Source organism: Kitasatospora cineracea (assembly GCF_003751605.1).
Taxonomy (GTDB): Bacteria; Actinomycetota; Actinomycetes; order Streptomycetales; family Streptomycetaceae; genus Kitasatospora; species Kitasatospora cineracea.
On sequence record NZ_RJVJ01000001.1, the window covers coordinates 984464 to 999571 of the forward strand.

The following is a 15108-nucleotide window of genomic DNA, read 5'->3' on the forward strand; positions in this document are numbered from 1 at the left end:
CAACGGGTGGGAACGGGACACTGTTCCCACCCGTCGCCCGGACGGTTCAGCCGCCGTAGACGTGCGGCGCCAGCGTGCCGATGAACGGCAGGTTGCGCAGCTTCTCGGCGTAGTCCAGGCCGTAGCCGACCACGAACTCGTTGGGGATGTCGAAGCCGACGTACTCGACGTCGATCTCCACCTTGGCGGCGTCCGGCTTGCGCAGCAGGGTGCACACCTTGAGCGAGGCCGGGCCGCGCGAACCCAGGTTGCCGAGCAGCCAGGACAGCGTCAGACCGGAGTCGATGATGTCCTCGACGATCAGCACGTCCTTGCCGGCGATGTCGGTGTCCAGGTCCTTGAGGATCCGGACCACGCCGGAGGACTTGGTGCCCATCCCGTACGAGGAGACCGCCATCCAGTCCATGGTCACCTGGCTGTGCAGCGTCCGGGCCAGGTCGGCCATCACCATCACGGCGCCCTTGAGGACGCCGACCAGCAGCAGGTCCTTCCCCGCGTAGTCCTGATCGATCCGTGCGGCCAGCTCCGCCAGCTTGGCGTCGATCTCGTCCTTGCTGATGAGCACCTTCGCGAGGTCTGCGCCCATGTCGTTCTGGTCCACCGGGGATACGTCCTCAAACGTTCGGGGTCTGGGTTCGGCGGCGGTAGTACGACTGGTTCGTGCTCAGCCGCCCTGCCTCCGAAACACCAGCGTGCCACACCGGCGCACGGCTTCGACGCCCCCGGGTAGGTGCAGCGGGCCCTGGCCGCGCCAGCCGGTGACCAGCAGGTCCACCGTCTCCAGGTGGCGGGCGAACAGGTCGCCGGCCGGGCAGCCCGCGCGCAGTGCGGCCCGGCGCAGCACCCGGCGGCGCACGGCGGGGGGCAGTTCGGCGAGCTTGCCCACGTCCAGGGCGCCGTCCGGGGAGCGCAGGTCGCGCTCGGCCAGGGCGGCCCACTGGTCGAGGGCGTCGGCGTCGTCGCGGAACAGCCGGGCGGTGCGGGCCAGCGCCTCCACCACGCCGCCGCCCAGGTGCTTCTCCAGCACCGGCAGCACCTCGTGCCGGACCCGGGAGCGGGTGTAGGCCGGGTCGGCGTTGTGCGGGTCGTCCCAGACCGGGATGGACTGCGCGGCGCAGGCCTGCCGGGTGGCGGCCCGGTCCAGCTCCAGCAGCGGGCGGCGGTAGCGGCCCTTCTGGGCGGGCATCCCGGCCAGCGAGCGGGCCCCGGAGCCGCGGGCCAGGCCCAGCAGCACGGTCTCCGCCTGGTCGTCGCGGGTGTGGCCGAGCAGCACGGCGAGCGCGCCGTGGCGCTCGGCGGCCAGGTCGAGCGCGGCGTAGCGGGCGTCCCGGGCGGCGTTCTCCGGGCCGCCCCCGCGGCCCACCCGGACGGCGACCGCCTCCACCGGGTCCAGGCCGAGTTCGCGCAGCCGGACGGCGACCTGCTCGGCGCGCTCGGCCGAGCCGTCCTGCAGGCCGTGGTCGACGGTCACCGCGCCGACCCGCAGGCCGAGCTTGGGGGCCTCGAAGGCGGTGGCGGTGGCCAGCGCCATCGAGTCGGCGCCGCCGGAGACCGCCACCAGCACCAGCGGGGAGCCGGGCGCGGCGGGCGTGCGGGGCAGGCCGGAGGGGTGCCGGCGGGCGTTGCCGATCAGCGTGCCGGGCACCGTCGCGGTGCCGGCCAGCGCGGGCACCGGCACCGGCGCGGGCGTCCGCGGGCGGTCCTGCCCGCCGGGGACGACACCCGCCTCCGCGGCGAGTTCGGCAAGGGTACGGCGGACGGCGAGGCGTATCGCCGCGACAGCGGGGTGTGGGCCCATGGTTGGCACTCCTTGGCGGAGGGGGGTTCGTCGGCACCGGTCAGCTCTCGGTCACCAGGCGCTCACAGATGGTCGCAGAATCCGGCCACCGCCCACGCCACCCGCGCCAACGGCGGATCCACCGTCCCACGTACGGGTGAATGGAGAAACGTTACGGCTGCCTCCAGGTGTACGACTCACCCGGTCGACGGGCCGGTCGGGACCGGACGCGCACCGGTCCGGGAACCGCGCTCAACCGATCACCCGGGCCACCCAGGAGCCCGGGTCGTGGACCTCCTCCTTGGTCGGCAGCGTGTTCGGCGAGGTCCACACCCGGTTGAAGCCGTCCATCCCGACCCGCTCCACCACGCCGCGGACGAACACCGCGCCGTCCTGGTACTGCCGCAGCTTGGCGTCCATCCCGAGCAGCCGGCGCAGCGCCAGGTCGAGGCGGCCGCTGCCGCGGTCGCGGCGGCGCTGGAACTTCTCCCGGATCTCCGCCACCGAGGGCACCACCGCCGGTCCCACCCCGTCCATCACCACGTCCGCGTGGCCCTCCAGCAGCGACATCACCGCCGTCAGCCGGGCCAGGATCTCCCGCTGCGCGGGCGTCTGCACCAGGTCGGTCACGCTGGGCACGCCGCCCTCCCGCCGGGTGCCGCCCAGGCCCGGGACGGGCAGGCCGCCGAGCGCCTCGCGCAGCCGCTCCAGGAAGGCCGCCGGGTCGACGTCGGTCTGCGCCAGGAAGTCCTGCACCTCGGACTGGATATGGTCGCGCAGCCAGGGCACCGCGCTGAACTGGGTCCGGTGGGTCTCCTCGTGCAGGCACACCCAGAGCCGGAAGTCGTGCGGGGCGACGTCGAGTTCGCGCTCCACCTGGACGATGTTCGGCGCCACCAGCAGCAGCCGCCCGGGCGGGACGGGCAGACCGCGCCGCGGCTGGTCGAACAGGCCCTCCGGGGTGTCCGGGGCGCTCGGCAGCTCGGCCGGGGCGAAGGTCTCGTACTGGCCGAGCACCTTCGCCGACAGGAAGGCCAGCACCACGCCGACCTCCACCCCGGTGGCCTTCGCGCCGGCCGCGCCGGCCGCCGCGCCGAGCCCGCCGCCCTCCCGGCGGGCCGCCAGCTTCTCGGTCAGCGGCCGCACCACCGTCCGGAAGCCCGCCACGTTGGCCCGCACCCAGCCCGGCCGGTCCACCACCAGCACCGGGGTGCCCGCCGCCGAGGCCGACCCCATGCCGGTGTACTCGCGCACGTGCCGCTCGGCCTCCGCGGCGTGCCGGCGCAGCTCGGCGACGGCGGCCCGGGCCTCGTCCCGACCGATCCGCGGCCCCGGCCGGGCGAGCCGCACCGCGGTCGCCACCGCGAGGTTCCAGTCGATCATCTCCGCACCGCCGCTCGCGCTCGTCATGCCCTCACCGTACGTGCTCGCCCCCGCCCGGGGGAGGGACGCACCAGCCCGGACCGCGAGGTGACGCGCCGTCAGCGGGCTCCGGGGGGAAGCCCGCTGCGGCCGGCCGGGCCGGGTCAGCAGCCGCAGGCGGCGATCCGGGCGACGATCCGGTCCACGGCGGCGCGGGCGGCGGCCGGGTCGGCGTCGGTGCGGGTCATCAGGGCGAAGGCCAGCACCCGGCCGTCGGCGTCGACCACGGTGCCGGCCAGGGTGTTGACGCCCTGGAGGGTGCCGGTCTTGGCCCGGACGATGCCGGCGGCCTCCCCGGCGCCGGACTTCGCACCGAAACGGTTCACCAGGGTGCCGGAGAAACCGGCCACCGGGAGGCCGGTGATCACCGGGCGCAGCTCCGGGTGGGCGGGGGCGGCGGCCACCGCGAGCAGCTTCACCAGGGTGATCGGCGGGATCAGGTTGGCCTTGGCCAGGCCGCTGCCGTCGGTGAGCAGCACGCCGTCCAGCGGCACCCCGAGCCCGGCCAGCTCGTCGGTGACCGCCTTCGCCGCGCCCTCGAAGCTGGCGGGCTGCTTCGCGGCGACCGCGGCCTGCCGGGCGACCGCCTCGGCCAGCGTGTTGTCGGAGGTGGTGAGCATCCGCTCGACCAGCCGGCCGATCGTCGGCGACTCCACCCGGGCCAGTTCGGCGGCCTCGGCGGGCGCGGCGGCCGCGGCGGGCTTGCCCCGCACGGTGACGCCCTCGGCCCCGAGGAAGCCGGCGAAGGAGTCGGCGGCCTGCCCGGCCGGGTCGAACACCCGGGCCGGGGCCTCGTCGGGCGAGCGCGGGTCGATCCGGCCCTCGTCGACCATCAGCGGGGTGACCGCGGCGATGTTCATCGCGTCGTGGTCACGGTGCAGCAGCGGACCGGTGTACAGCGAGGTGTCGTACGAGAGCTTCACCTCGGTGGTGCCGGCGGCCTTCAGCGCGGTGGCGGTGCGGTGGGCCAGGTCGGCCATCGAGGCGGGGGCGCTGTCCTGGTCGGCCGGCAGGCCGCCGATCCGGACCTGGTCGGCGGGCAGCGCGGTCAGGGTGGGGTCGCCGCCGCCGACCAGGGTGATCTCGCCGGGGGCGGCGCGGACCACGGTGGTGGCGATCCGGTGCCCGGCGGGCAGCAGGGCGAGCGCGGCGACCGCGGTGGCGAGCTTGGTGGTGGAGGCGGGGGTGGCCGGGGTGCTCTCCTGGGCGCCGAACAGGAACTCGCCGGTGGCGGCGTCGGCGACCGCGAAGTTCAGGGTGCCCAGCGCCTTGTCCTGGACGGTGCCGCCGAGCGCGGTGCGCAGCCCGTCGTCGGTCGGCGCCTTGCTGTCGGCGGCGTCGCCCTCGGCCAGCACCGGGCCCTTGAGCGGGACGGCCCGGTGCCGGTCGTCGCGGCGCTGCTCGCCGCCGCCCCGGCCGTCGCTCCTGCCGCCGTCCTTGTCGTCCCCGCGGCCGTCGCCCTGCCGGTCGCCGCCCCGGTCGCCGTCCTGACTGCCCTCGTCGGCGTGCCGGCCGTGCCCGGCGCTCGGCGTGGGCTGGGCGAGGGCCGGGTCCGCGGTGAGCGCCCCGGCCGCCAGCACCACCCCCAGCGCGGCCGCGAGGGCGGCTCTGCGCCCGCGTCCCACCCCTGTCCCTGATCTCACCGACCGGCCCCTTTCCTGAGCACACCCCGCCGTAGGAGACACTTGGATTCTGTCAGTACCGACCGTTGGAGGAACCGTTGGAGTTCGACGTCCTGATCGAGATCCCGAAGGGCTCGCGCAACAAGTACGAGGTCGACCATGAGACCGGTCGGCTCCGTCTGGACCGCATGCTCTTCACCTCGACCCGCTACCCGGCCGACTACGGCTACGTCGAAGGCACCCTCGCGGACGACGGCGACCCGCTGGACGCGCTGGTCATCCTGGAGGAGCCGACCTTCCCGGGCTGCCTGATCAAGTGCCGCGCCATCGGGATGTTCCACATGACCGACGAGGCCGGCGGCGACGACAAGCTGCTGTGCGTCCCGGCGACCGACCCGCGCTGGTCGCACCTGCAGGACCTGCAGGACGTGTCGGAGTTCGACCGCCTGGAGATCCAGCACTTCTTCGAGGTCTACAAGGACCTGGAGCCCGGCAAGTCCGTCCAGGGCGCCGACTGGGTCGGCCGCGCCGAGGCCGAGGCCGAGATCACGGCCTCGATCAAGCGCCTGGAGGAGCAGGGCGGCCACTGAGCCGTGACACCCCCAGGGGTGGCCCGCACCGCGCGTGCAGGGGCGGGAGTCCGGAGTCCCGGGCTCCCGCCCCTGCTGCTTGCGCCCTGCTGCTCGTCCTCGCGGCGGCGGTTCAGGCGCCGTCGTTGTCGTCGAGCCGGAAGCCGACCTTGAGGCCGACCTGGTAGTGCTCGACCTCGCCGTCCTTGAGGTGGCCGCGGACCTGGACCACCTCGAACCAGTCCAGGTTGCGCAGCGTCCGGTTCGCCCGGGCCAGGCCGTTGCGGATGGCGGCGTCCACGCCCTCGTGCGAGGAGCCGACGATCTCGGTGACCCGGTAGGTGTGGTCGGTCATGGCGGTCTCTCCCTGTGCGGCGACGGGTGGCTCCCCCCGCCGTCCACCGTGCACCGAAGCGCCGCCCCGGGCATCCCGGCGTCCGCCGACGGGGCGCCCGGGGCGCGGGCTCAGAACGCCGCGCGGACCTCGCCGACCACGTTCCCGCCGCCGTGCAGCGGGGCGGCGGCGATCCGCTCCAGCACCGGGTCCTGGACGCCCAGGCGGCGCAGTGCGGCGGCCAGCACCGGGCCGCGGGCGCGCTCCGCGCCGTCCTCGATCTTGAAGGCGAGCGCCCGGCCGTCGGCCAGCGCCACCACCTGGACGGCCTCGGCGCCCATCTTGGACAGCGCGCCGGGCACCGCCCGCATCAGCCAGGTGTCGGCCCGGCGGGTGCCGGCCACGTACTCGGGGTGGGCGCGCATCGCGTCGGCGACCCGGCGCTGCTCGGTGCCGGGGCCGGCCAGCAGCAGGGCGCGGTAGCCGCGGGCCAGGCCGGTCAGCGAGACGGCCAGCAGCGGGGCGCCGCAGCCGTCGGTGCCCAGGTGGGCGGCGCGCTCGCCGGTGGCCTCCTCCAGGGCGGTGCGGGCCAGCCGCTGGATCGGGTGGGCCGGGTCGAGGTAGCCCTCCAGGTCCCAGCCGTTGGCGGCGGAGGCGGCCAGCCAGGCGGCGTGCTTGCCGGAGCAGTCCATCAGGATCGGGGCGCGCTCCCCGCCGGAGCGCAGCAGTTCCTCCGCCTCGACCTGGTCCAGCGGCAGGTCGGCGGGCAGCCGCAGGGCGGCCTCGGTGAGGCCGGCGTCGGCCAGCACCCGGCGCACGGCGGCGCGGTGGAAGGGTTCGGCGGAGTGGCTGGAGGCGGCCAGCGCGAGCTGTTCGCCGTGCAGGTCGAGGCCGGCCCGCAGGGTGGCCACCGCCTGGAAGGGCTTGGCGGTGGAGCGCGGGTAGACCGGCAGTTCGGGGGTGCCGAGCGCGTACTCGACGGCGCCGTCGGCGTCGAGCAGGACCAGCGAACCGCGGTGGCGGCCCTCGGTGAAACCGGAGCGTATGACCTCGGCGAGGGCGGGCAGGGCGGACTGCGACACGGGTGGGTCTCCAGGGGCGGTGCGGTGAGGGTGAGGGTGGCCCCGGCCGCGGTCGCCCCGCTCAGCGTTCGCTGAGCAGGTCGTCGACCCGGGCCTCCCCCTCACGGTACCTGCGGGTGATCTCCGCCCCGCAGTCGTCCGCGGTGCGCTGCAGCGCGTGCCGGCGGCCGGAGACCTCGCGCTGGTGCACGTCGAGCCGCTCGACGGCGGCCAGCAGGTCGGCGGTGGCGTGCGCGGACAGGTCGGCCAGCTGGACGTCGCCCATCAGGGCGTCCGCCTCCCGCCGGTAGCGCTCGCCGCGCGGCGGGCCGAGGGTGACGTGCCGGGCCGGGCGGCGGGTGGCGGACGGGGCGTCGGCGAGGATCGCCGGCAGCCGGTCCAGCAGCGCGCACTGGGCCTCGCCGGCGGCGGTCAGCGGGACCTCCCGGCGCTGGAGCTCGGCCCGCAGGATGTCCATCCGGCCGTGCAGCAGGCGGCGCAGGTAGGACAGGTCGGCCTCCTGCTCCAACGCGTCCCGGCGGAGCACCCGCAGTTCCTCCAGGGCCAGGCCGGCCAGCCCGTCGACCGCGCTCACGTCCATCAATCCGACCACCTGCCGTAGTACCAGTGCCCGCCGGTAGCACGGGCCGCCCGTCCTCCAGGGTTCCCCCCGGCGGGCGCTGCCACTCGTGCGGGTGACGCGGTTCGCCGGGACGGCGGACGCCACCGCGGGGCCCGGGTGGCCCCGGGCCGTCGGACAGCGTGCCACCCCGGGCCCCGGCGCCGCACGCCCGAGTACCCGAACGGCCCCCTGGCGAACACCCCTGGCTAGTACGAAGAATCCGCGCCACCGGCTCACCTGCACGAATCGGGGCGCACCACGCGCGACCCCGGCGTGCAACCGGAGGCCGCGCGCCCCCGGTGAGCCCGGACGGGCACAATGACGGCATGCGAGCAGTGGTGCAGCGGGTCGCCGGGGCGGCCGTGACGGTGGACGGCGAGACGGTCGGCGCGATCGAGGGGCCGGGCCTGTGCGTCCTGGTCGGCGTCACCCACGAGGACACCCCCGCCCAGGCCGCCCAGTTGGCCCGCAAGCTCTGGACACTGCGGCTGTTCCCGGGCAGCCCCGAGCAGTCCTGCTCGGAGCTCGGCGCCCCGCTGCTGGTGATCAGCCAGTTCACCCTCTACGGGGACGCCCGCAAGGGCCGCCGCCCCACCTGGAACGCGGCCGCGCCCGGCCCGGTCGCCGAGCCGCTGGTGGACGCCGTGGTGGCCGAACTGCGCACGCTGGGCGCCAAGGTGGAGACCGGGCGGTTCGGCGCCGACATGCAGGTGTCGCTGGTGAACGACGGGCCGTTCACCGTGCTGCTGGAGGTCTGAGGCCCGCACGGGCGCGAGGGGGCCTCACGGCCACGAGGGGGTCTCGCGGGCGAGAGAGGGCCTCACGGACGCGAAAAGGCCTCACGGACGCGAAAGGCCATCATGATCATGATAGGCCGTCATGGAAGTGAGACCCTCTCACTGGAGCGAGAAGGCCTCACGAGGGCGCCACCCCGTCACGCCGGGACGATCACGTCCTGGGTGCCGGGGACGCCGTCGGCCAGCAGCACCGCGTCCACCGGGGTGTTGCGCTTGACCAGGGCCAGCGCGATCGGGCCCAGCTCGTGGTGGCGGGCCGAGGAGGTGACGAAGCCGACCGGACGCTCCTGGCCCTCGACGCGGACCTCGGCGCCGTGCGCGGGCAGCTTCTCCTCGGTGCCGTCCAGGTGCAGGAAGACCAGGCGGCGCGGGGGCCGGCCCAGGTTGTGCACCCGGGCGACCGTCTCCTGGCCCCGGTAGCAGCCCTTCTGCAGGTGCACGGCGCTGCCCAGCCAGTCCACCTCGTGCGGGATGGTGCGGTGGTCGGTCTCGAAGCCGAGCCGCGGCCGGTGCCCCTCGACCCGCAGCGCCTCGTACGCCCAGACGCCCGCCGCCGGGCCGAACTCCTCGGCGGCCGCGGCGAGTTCGGCGCGCGGGAGGAACAGGTCGCGGCCCCACGGGAGTTCGCGCACCGCGGCGGCCCGCTCGACCGGGGCGGTGGAGCCGGCCGGCAGGAAGACGACCGCGTACTGCTCGGTGGCGTCGGCGACCTCGACCCGGTTCCAGAACTTCATCGACTCCAGGTACTTCACCAGCGCGGGAGCGTCGCCCGGCTCGACGTGGATCCAGGTGGTCTCCCCGTCGTCGACCAGGTAGAGCGCGTGCTCCACGTGCCCGTTCGGGGAGAGCACCAGCGCCTCGGTGGCGTGCTGCGGCGGCAGCTCGCTGACGTGCTGGGTGAGCAGCAGGTGCAGCCAGCTCAGCCGGTCCGGGCCGGTCGCGGTGATCACGCCGCGGTGCGACAGGTCCACGAAGCCGCGCCCCGCGGCCAGCGCGCGCTGCTCGCGGAACAGGTCGCCGTAGTGGGCGGCGACCCCCTCGTCGGGACCTTCGGCGGCAACGGCACCGGGCAGGGCAAGCAGCGGGCTCTTCATACCGGTCAGCTTACGACCGCCCGCCAGCCAGCTTGGCGGTGCAGTCGGCGCAGCGGCCGAAGATGGCGAAGTGCTTGAGGTCGGTGTCGAAGCCGTGCTCGGTGCGCAGGCTGTCGATCAGCGGGGCGGCGATCGCGGTGTCGGTCTCGGTGACCCCGTCGCAGTCCCGGCAGACCAGGTGCAGGTGGGTGTGCCGGCCGGCCAGGTGGTAGGTGGGGGCGCCGTGGCCGAGGTGGGCGTGCGAGACCAGGCCGAGTTCCTCGAGCAGCTCCAGCGTCCGGTAGACGGTGGAGATGTTGACGCCGCTGGCGGTCTTGCGGACCTGGCACAGGATGTCGTCGGGGGTGGCGTGGTCCAGCACGTCGACGGCCTCCAGCACCAGCTGGCGCTGCGGGGTCAGCCGGTAGCCGCGCTCGCGCAGGTCGGCCTTCCAGTCGGTGCTCTCGCTGTTCGCCACGTGTGTCCCTGCCCGGTGAGAGGTCGTGCCGACAAGTGTAGGGACCGACCGCCCGGTCGGCCCCTACCCGTGCGTACGCGCTCCGCTCAGCGGAAGAACGCGATGCCGTCGTCCGGCAGGTCGTTGATGTCGTTGATCAGCTGCGCCGGGTTGAGCACCTTCTTCAGCTGGGCCGACATGTACGGCCGCAGCGGCACCTCGGGGGCGGCCTTCTCGCCGACCCAGAGCAGCTCGTCCTTGACCAGGCCGTACAGCCGCTTGCCGCCGCTGTAGGGGGCCGCGCCCTCGATCCGGGCGACCGCGTCGGTGGCCAGGTCGATCTGCGGCTTGCCGTCGTGCAGCTTGCCGTACCAGATCTCCACGGTGCCGTCGTCGCGGACCGAGGAGACCTCGATCTCGCGCTCGCCGCTGGTGCCGTGCTGGTTGCTGGTGACCCGCCAGAAGGCGTGCTCGGTCTCCAGGGCGCGGACCTTCTCCCCCTGCTCGTCCAGCACCCAGGTGCGGGAGCGGAACTCCAGGAAGGGACGGCCGTCGTGCCGGAAGACGATCTCCTGGCCGAAGTTGCACTTCTCGCTGCCCGGGAAGTCATGGACGCCCGCGCCCTCCCAGGTGCCGAGGAGGAAGGCGAGCGGGACGACGTCGCGGTGGAGGTCGGAAGGAATCTCGATCATGGTCCTGGCTGGTGTCGTCGGACGGTTACCGGGTCAACCGTACGGCAGCCGTCAGCGCTGGCCCTGGTAGAGCTTCATGACGGAGAAGATGGCGAACCAGGTGATCAGCACGGCCATCAGAGCCAGCAGGCTGTCGAAGAAGATCTCAAGACCGGACACGGTGCGCTCCCAGGGGCGGGTTCGACGGGCTGTGGTACGGCGCGAGTCTATCCGGCGCCCCTCGCGCCCGTAGTCTCTGGGGCATGTCGAAGAAGCTGGTCATCAAGGTCACCGCCGGTGCGGACGCCCCGGAACGCTGCTCGCAGGCCTTCACGGTCGCCTCGGTCGCGGTCGCCAGCGGCGTGCCGGTCTCGCTCTGGCTGACCGGGGAGTCCGCCTGGTTCGCGCTGCCGGGGAGGGCCGCCGAGTTCGAGCTGCCGCACTCGGCGCCGCTGCCGGACCTGCTGGAGGCCGTCCTGGCGGCCGGGAGCGTCACCCTGTGCACCCAGTGCGCGGCGCGCCGGGGCATCGCCCAGGACGACGTGATCGAGGGCGTGCGGATCGCCGGGGCGCAGGTGTTCCTGTCCGAGGTGATGGCGGACGACGCCAGGGCGCTCGTCTACTGACGGTCGGGCGGGGGTTCGCGGTCCGGTGCGTCCCGGTCGTGGCCGCGCTGGTCCCAGCGCGGGTCGTCCCAGCGCGGGTCGTTCCACCAGTCGTCGTCCTTGTCGCGCTTGTTGGCGAGGACGGCGGCCACCGGCGGGATCACCATGGCGACCACGCACATGCCGATGGCGGCGCCGACCGACCAGAAGCGCACCACGCCCCAGGCGAGGACGAACAGCGCCAGGCAGCCGCCCATCATCACGAAGTAGCGCACGTGCCGTCGGTGTGCCTGCACCCTTCCAGGGTAGGCCGAGGGGCCCGGCCGTCAGAAGACGTCCGGGCCCCTCGGCACGCTGCTGCTGCGCGCGGTCGTCAGACCGCGATCGCCACCTCGGTGAACTCGCCCTGGGCGGCGACCACCTGGCGGTCGACGGTGGCGCCGGGCACCAGGGCCCGCAGCGTCCACTTGCCCGGGCGGGCGAAGAACCGGAACTGCCCGGTCGCCGAGGTCGGGACCTCGGCCGTGAACTCGCCGTTCTCGTCGAGGAGCCGCACGTAGCCGTTGACCGGCTCGTCGTTGCGGGTCACCGAACCCTGGATGATCGTCTCGTTCGCCACGTCAACTCCTGCCAGGTCCGGGCCGCCGGCCTTCGCACCGCACATGTCTGTCTCCCTCTTCCTTGCTGTCGTGCGAGCCGGGGCTCAGTTGCCGAGCTCGATCGGCACGCCGACCAGGCTGCCGTACTCGGTCCACGAACCGTCGTAGTTCTTGACGTTCTCCTGGCCGAGCAGCTCGTGCAGCACGAACCAGGTGAGCGCGGAGCGCTCGCCGATCCGGCAGTACGCGATGGTGTCGGTGGCCAGGTCGACGCCCTCGGCCTCGTAGAGCGACTTGAGCTCGTCGTCGCTCTTGAAGGTGCCGTCGTCGTTGGCGTTCTTCGCCCACGGGATGTTCTTGGCGGACGGGACGTGGCCCGGGCGCTGCGACTGCTCCTGCGGGAGGTGGGCCGGGGCGAGCAGCTTGCCGGAGAACTCGTCGGGCGAGCGGACGTCGACCAGGTTCAGGGTGCCGATCGCGTTGACCACGTCGTCGCGGAAGGCGCGGATCGAGGAGTCGGCCGGCTGCGCGGTGTACTGGGTGGCGGCCCGCTCGGGCTGCTCGACGACCAGCTCGCGGGAGTCGAGCTCCCACTTCTTGCGGCCGCCGTCCAGCAGGCGGACGTCGCCGTGGCCGTACAGCTTGAAGTACCAGTAGGCGTAGGACGCGAACCAGTTGTTGTTGCCGCCGTAGAGCACCACGGTGTCGTCGTTGGCGATGCCCTTGGCGGACAGCAGCGCCTCGAAGCCGGCCTGGTCGATGAAGTCGCGGCGGACCGGGTCCTGGAGGTCCTTCTTCCAGTCGATCCGGACCGCGTTGCGGATGTGGTTCTTGTCGTAGGCGGCGGTGTCTTCGTCGACCTCGACGATGACGACCTTCGGGTCGTCCAGGTGGGCCTGGACCCAGTCGGCGTCGACCAGGACGTCGCTGCGGCTCATGTGGGTTCTCCATCCGGGGGCGGTTGGCGGAAGGGCTGCGGAAGTGCTCCGGACCGGGCGCGTCCGCACACCTGTCCGCATGCTGGGACGGGAGTGGGTGCGGCGTCGGCCGGGGTGGATCGAGGGGTGCGTTCGTCGCTCCGGACGCACCGGTGCCCGTGGCTACCGGTTCGCGGCGTCGGAGCGGGGCGGACGTGCCGGGACTGCGGGGCGCGACCGCCGGGTCAGCGCATTCGACACAGGCAGCTCGACACGCGGCAGTGGTCTACCGCCCGCCGCTTCGTGAGGTCCGCCTGTCGCTTCATGACGACGATGCTAGGGACTCGGAGGGGGCGCTGTCATCATCGTGTCGAATGCTGAGACCGGATCATCCGGATACTGGGATTTACCGCTTTCCGCTCCCATGCCACCAGGCCCGGGCCCCGTGCGGGGACCGGGCGGGCGGGCGTTTCGGGGCGTTCCGGCAACCGCGCTGGACAGGCCGTCTCGCCCAGCGGACGCCGAAGCCCCGCCGGAGCGGGGCCTCGGTGCCGAGCCGGTCGGACGGGGCGTCCGGTCAGCCGGTGACGGTGGGGAGCTTCGCGGTGAGCGCGTTCGGGACGGCGACCACGTCGGCGGCGTTGTACGAGCCCGCGGCGGCGGCCTTCTTGCTGCCAGCGGTGACCCGCCAGACCGTGGCGCTGTCGGGCGAGCGGAGCAGGGTGCCGTCCGCGGGGGCGGCCTTCGCGGCGGCCGCGGCCTCCCAGGTGCCGGGGACGGCCCGGAGCGGCTGCTGGTCGTAGCCGAGGCCGGTGAAGTCGGCGGCGGTGAGCGGGACGGCCATGCCCCCGGCCATCACGTACACGCTCGGGTCGGCGCCGGAGACGTTCTTGACCACGGTGCCGTCCTTCAGCCGGCGGGCGACCACCCCGGCCTCCCAGGACTCGGGGACCCCGGCCGGCTGCCGGCTCGCGTAGTAGGCGTCGAACTCGGCGCCGGTGAGCAGCAGGGCGGACCCGTTGACCATCACGTACACGTTCGGGTCGGTGCCGGCCTGGCCCTTGACCAGGGTGCCGTCGGCGGGGGCCGCGGCGACCGCGGCGGCGAGCCAGCTGCCGGGGACGCCCATCAGCGCCTGCCCGTCGTAGCCGTCGGCGGTCCACTCCGCGGCGGTGATGTGCGCCGCGGTGCCGCCGGCCGTCACGTAGCGGTTCGGGTCGGCGCCGGACTGGTCCATCAGCACGGTGCCGCTCGGCGGGGTCTTCGTCGCCGCGTCCTGGAGCCAGCTGCCGGGGACGCCCACCAGGGGCTGGTTGTTGTAGCCGTCGGCGGTCCACTCCGCGGCGGAGATGTGCAGGGCGGCCCCGCCGATCATCACGTAGCGGTTCGGGTCGGCGCCCGCCTCGTCCGCCACCACCGTGCCGGCGGGCAGGGACGCCTGGAGGGCCTGCTGCAGCCAGGAGGTCGGGACGCCCATGTCGGCGCGGGTGTTGTAGCCGTTGGCGGTCCACTCCGCGGCGGAGATGTGCAGGGCGGCCCCGCCGACCATCGCGTAGCGGTTCGCGCCGCCGCCCTGGTCGTGCACCACCGCCCCGGAGGGGAGCGAGCTGGGGAGGGCCCAGAACTTGGCGTCGTCGACCGTGACGACCTTGCTCAGGTCGTAGCCGTCCGGCGTGACGTCGGACCCGGCGACGGCGAGACCAGCGCCGTTGATGATCAGCTTCACCATCGGGTTGTTGGGCGACTTCACCAGGGTGCCGGTGGGCAGGGACGCCGGGTCGGGGTAGCCCTGGGGCGCCGAGGAGTCGACGATCTTGTTGTAGCGGAGGCCGTAGTAGCCGGAACTCTCCAGGTAGCTGCGGGAGTAGCGGGTGTAGCGGGTCGGGTAGGCCGTGCCCGATTCGGTGTAGACGTTGGCGCTGGTGTGGCTGCTGTCCGTCCAACTGGCGAACAGGACGACGTGGCTGGTGCTGTTGATCGCGTCGCCGGGCTTGAGGTCGTCGAGGCTGCCGAGCCGGGTCGAGACGCTGGGGAGGCTGTAGGTGGTCAGGCTGCCGGTCAGCTGCCAGGCCATCGAGACGAGGCCCGAGCAGTCCTCGCGGTAGCGGCCGCCGGTGGCGCTGTCGGCCCACCAGCCGTAGGGGGAGTTGAGCCCGTTGGGGCTGTAGGGGACGGCCCTGTCGACCCAGTCCTGGGCGCGCTGGACGGCCTGCGAGCGCGACACTGTGCCACCGGGCGCGGCGCCGTTGCCGAGGGTGCCCGTGGAGGTCACCGACTGGGAGCCGGACACCACGGTGTCGGCGTGGGCGGGCAGGGTCACCAGGACGGCGGAGGCCAGGCCCGCCGAGACCAGGGCGGCGACGGCGGCGACGGTGCGCCGCTTGCGGACGGACATGAGGAGTCCCATCGGGAGTCGGTCTGGCGAGGCGCCAGGGAAGTGGAAGCGGTGGGGCACGGCCGGGGTCGGCACGGCCGCCCTGCAGGAGCGGCCGGGTTCCGGCGTGGGACGTGGGACGTGGGACGGGGCGTTCGGGCGCCGGGCGGCACGGCGCGGCGGCGGAGGGCCCGCGGGGGGGCCGGTC

General features: G+C 74.0%; 17 protein-coding genes. 3 read left to right on the forward strand and 14 right to left on the reverse strand.

Going from position 1 to position 15108, the window contains the following annotated elements; translation table 11 throughout:
* Positions 1-46 precede the first annotated feature (46 nt).
* The 4 genes from hpt to dacB form a co-directional block, all read right to left on the reverse strand.
* Entirely contained in the window at positions 47-586 is a 540-nt protein-coding gene (hpt, locus tag EDD39_RS04305; protein ID WP_035953964.1) for a hypoxanthine phosphoribosyltransferase, read from the reverse strand.
* 78 nt (positions 587-664) lie between these two features.
* Positions 665-1798: a tRNA lysidine(34) synthetase TilS gene (gene tilS, locus EDD39_RS04310; protein ID WP_030458152.1), complete on the reverse strand. Its 1134-nt coding sequence runs from the start codon at positions 1796-1798 to the stop codon at positions 665-667.
* Positions 1799-2029: 231 nt separating this feature from the next.
* Complete coding sequence (locus EDD39_RS04315; protein ID WP_123553447.1) at positions 2030-3187, reverse strand: zinc-dependent metalloprotease; 1158 nt, start codon at positions 3185-3187, stop codon at positions 2030-2032.
* Positions 3188-3303: 116 nt separating this feature from the next.
* The gene (dacB, locus tag EDD39_RS04320) at positions 3304-4824 is read right to left on the reverse strand and encodes a D-alanyl-D-alanine carboxypeptidase/D-alanyl-D-alanine endopeptidase (RefSeq protein WP_123553448.1); all 1521 of its coding nucleotides are present in this window, start codon (positions 4822-4824) and stop codon (positions 3304-3306) included.
* A gap of 95 nt (positions 4825-4919) precedes the next feature.
* Here dacB and EDD39_RS04325 point away from each other — a divergent pair, with 95 nt between their 5' ends.
* Positions 4920-5411 (forward strand): inorganic diphosphatase, encoded by a 492-nt coding sequence (locus EDD39_RS04325; protein ID WP_030458155.1) that lies wholly within the window; start codon positions 4920-4922, stop codon positions 5409-5411.
* A 112-nt stretch (positions 5412-5523) separates the two neighbouring features.
* Here EDD39_RS04325 and EDD39_RS04330 read toward each other — a convergent pair whose 3' ends face one another.
* The 3 genes from EDD39_RS04330 to EDD39_RS04340 form a co-directional block, all read right to left on the reverse strand.
* Positions 5524-5745 (reverse strand): dodecin, encoded by a 222-nt coding sequence (locus EDD39_RS04330; protein ID WP_030458156.1) that lies wholly within the window; start codon positions 5743-5745, stop codon positions 5524-5526.
* 110 nt (positions 5746-5855) lie between these two features.
* Positions 5856-6806, reverse strand: coding sequence for an asparaginase (locus EDD39_RS04335; RefSeq protein ID WP_123553449.1), 951 nt, complete (start codon positions 6804-6806; stop codon positions 5856-5858).
* Between the two features lie 61 nt (positions 6807-6867).
* Positions 6868-7386, reverse strand: coding sequence for an RsiG family protein (locus EDD39_RS04340; RefSeq protein WP_208765449.1), 519 nt, complete (start codon positions 7384-7386; stop codon positions 6868-6870).
* Positions 7387-7733: 347 nt separating this feature from the next.
* Between EDD39_RS04340 and dtd the strand changes: the two genes are divergently transcribed.
* Positions 7734-8165 (forward strand): D-aminoacyl-tRNA deacylase, encoded by a 432-nt coding sequence (gene dtd, locus EDD39_RS04345; RefSeq protein ID WP_123553450.1) that lies wholly within the window; start codon positions 7734-7736, stop codon positions 8163-8165.
* A gap of 176 nt (positions 8166-8341) precedes the next feature.
* Here the strand turns inward: dtd and ygfZ are convergent, their stop codons facing one another.
* The 3 genes from ygfZ to EDD39_RS04360 form a co-directional block, all read right to left on the reverse strand.
* Complete coding sequence (gene ygfZ / locus EDD39_RS04350; protein WP_123553451.1) at positions 8342-9298, reverse strand: CAF17-like 4Fe-4S cluster assembly/insertion protein YgfZ; 957 nt, start codon at positions 9296-9298, stop codon at positions 8342-8344.
* A gap of 10 nt (positions 9299-9308) precedes the next feature.
* Entirely contained in the window at positions 9309-9755 is a 447-nt protein-coding gene (locus EDD39_RS04355) for a Fur family transcriptional regulator (RefSeq protein ID WP_030458161.1), read from the reverse strand.
* An 86-nt stretch (positions 9756-9841) separates the two neighbouring features.
* Positions 9842-10426, reverse strand: a complete 585-nt coding sequence (locus EDD39_RS04360) for a heme-binding beta-barrel domain-containing protein (protein ID WP_030458162.1) — start codon at positions 10424-10426, stop codon at positions 9842-9844.
* A gap of 242 nt (positions 10427-10668) precedes the next feature.
* Between EDD39_RS04360 and EDD39_RS04365 the strand changes: the two genes are divergently transcribed.
* A complete protein-coding gene (locus tag EDD39_RS04365; RefSeq protein ID WP_123553452.1) occupies positions 10669-11031 on the forward strand; it encodes a DsrE family protein in 363 nt (120 codons plus the stop codon).
* On the opposite strand, the gene EDD39_RS04370 is transcribed toward EDD39_RS04365, so the two are convergent.
* The 4 genes from EDD39_RS04370 to EDD39_RS04385 all read right to left on the reverse strand — a co-directional run bounded on the left by EDD39_RS04370 (position 11025) and on the right by EDD39_RS04385 (position 14933).
* A complete protein-coding gene (locus EDD39_RS04370) occupies positions 11025-11306 on the reverse strand; it encodes a DUF3099 domain-containing protein (protein ID WP_123553453.1) in 282 nt (93 codons plus the stop codon). The genes EDD39_RS04365 and EDD39_RS04370 overlap by 7 nt on opposite strands.
* 77 nt (positions 11307-11383) lie before the next feature.
* On the reverse strand, positions 11384-11674 hold the full coding sequence (locus EDD39_RS04375) for a DUF1416 domain-containing protein (RefSeq protein ID WP_030458165.1): 291 nt from the start codon (positions 11672-11674) through the stop codon (positions 11384-11386).
* 39 nt (positions 11675-11713) lie between these two features.
* On the reverse strand, positions 11714-12547 hold the full coding sequence (locus EDD39_RS04380; RefSeq protein ID WP_030910109.1) for a sulfurtransferase: 834 nt from the start codon (positions 12545-12547) through the stop codon (positions 11714-11716).
* A gap of 556 nt (positions 12548-13103) precedes the next feature.
* Positions 13104-14933, reverse strand: a complete 1830-nt coding sequence (locus EDD39_RS04385; protein ID WP_148089383.1) for an NlpC/P60 family protein — start codon at positions 14931-14933, stop codon at positions 13104-13106.
* Between the last annotated feature and the right edge of the window lie 175 nt (positions 14934-15108).

What these genes read in the sequence shown, in the direction of transcription:
- hpt (WP_035953964.1), bottom strand. Translation starts at nt 586, where the DNA reads ATGGGCGCAGACCTCGCGAAGGTGCTCATCAGCAAGGACGAGATCGAC.
- tilS (WP_030458152.1), bottom strand. Translation starts at nt 1,798, where the DNA reads ATGGGCCCACACCCCGCTGTCGCGGCGATACGCCTCGCCGTCCGCCGT.
- EDD39_RS04340 (WP_208765449.1), bottom strand. Translation starts at nt 7,386, where the DNA reads ATGGACGTGAGCGCGGTCGACGGGCTGGCCGGCCTGGCCCTGGAGGAA.
- EDD39_RS04315 (WP_123553447.1), bottom strand. Translation starts at nt 3,187, where the DNA reads ATGACGAGCGCGAGCGGCGGTGCGGAGATGATCGACTGGAACCTCGCG.
- dtd (WP_123553450.1), top strand. Translation starts at nt 7,734, where the DNA reads ATGCGAGCAGTGGTGCAGCGGGTCGCCGGGGCGGCCGTGACGGTGGAC.
- EDD39_RS04365 (WP_123553452.1), top strand. Translation starts at nt 10,669, where the DNA reads ATGTCGAAGAAGCTGGTCATCAAGGTCACCGCCGGTGCGGACGCCCCG.
- EDD39_RS04380 (WP_030910109.1), bottom strand. Translation starts at nt 12,547, where the DNA reads ATGAGCCGCAGCGACGTCCTGGTCGACGCCGACTGGGTCCAGGCCCAC.
- EDD39_RS04375 (WP_030458165.1), bottom strand. Translation starts at nt 11,674, where the DNA reads ATGTGCGGTGCGAAGGCCGGCGGCCCGGACCTGGCAGGAGTTGACGTG.
- EDD39_RS04330 (WP_030458156.1), bottom strand. Translation starts at nt 5,745, where the DNA reads ATGACCGACCACACCTACCGGGTCACCGAGATCGTCGGCTCCTCGCAC.
- ygfZ (WP_123553451.1), bottom strand. Translation starts at nt 9,298, where the DNA reads ATGAAGAGCCCGCTGCTTGCCCTGCCCGGTGCCGTTGCCGCCGAAGGT.
- EDD39_RS04385 (WP_148089383.1), bottom strand. Translation starts at nt 14,933, where the DNA reads ATGGGACTCCTCATGTCCGTCCGCAAGCGGCGCACCGTCGCCGCCGTC.
- EDD39_RS04360 (WP_030458162.1), bottom strand. Translation starts at nt 10,426, where the DNA reads ATGATCGAGATTCCTTCCGACCTCCACCGCGACGTCGTCCCGCTCGCC.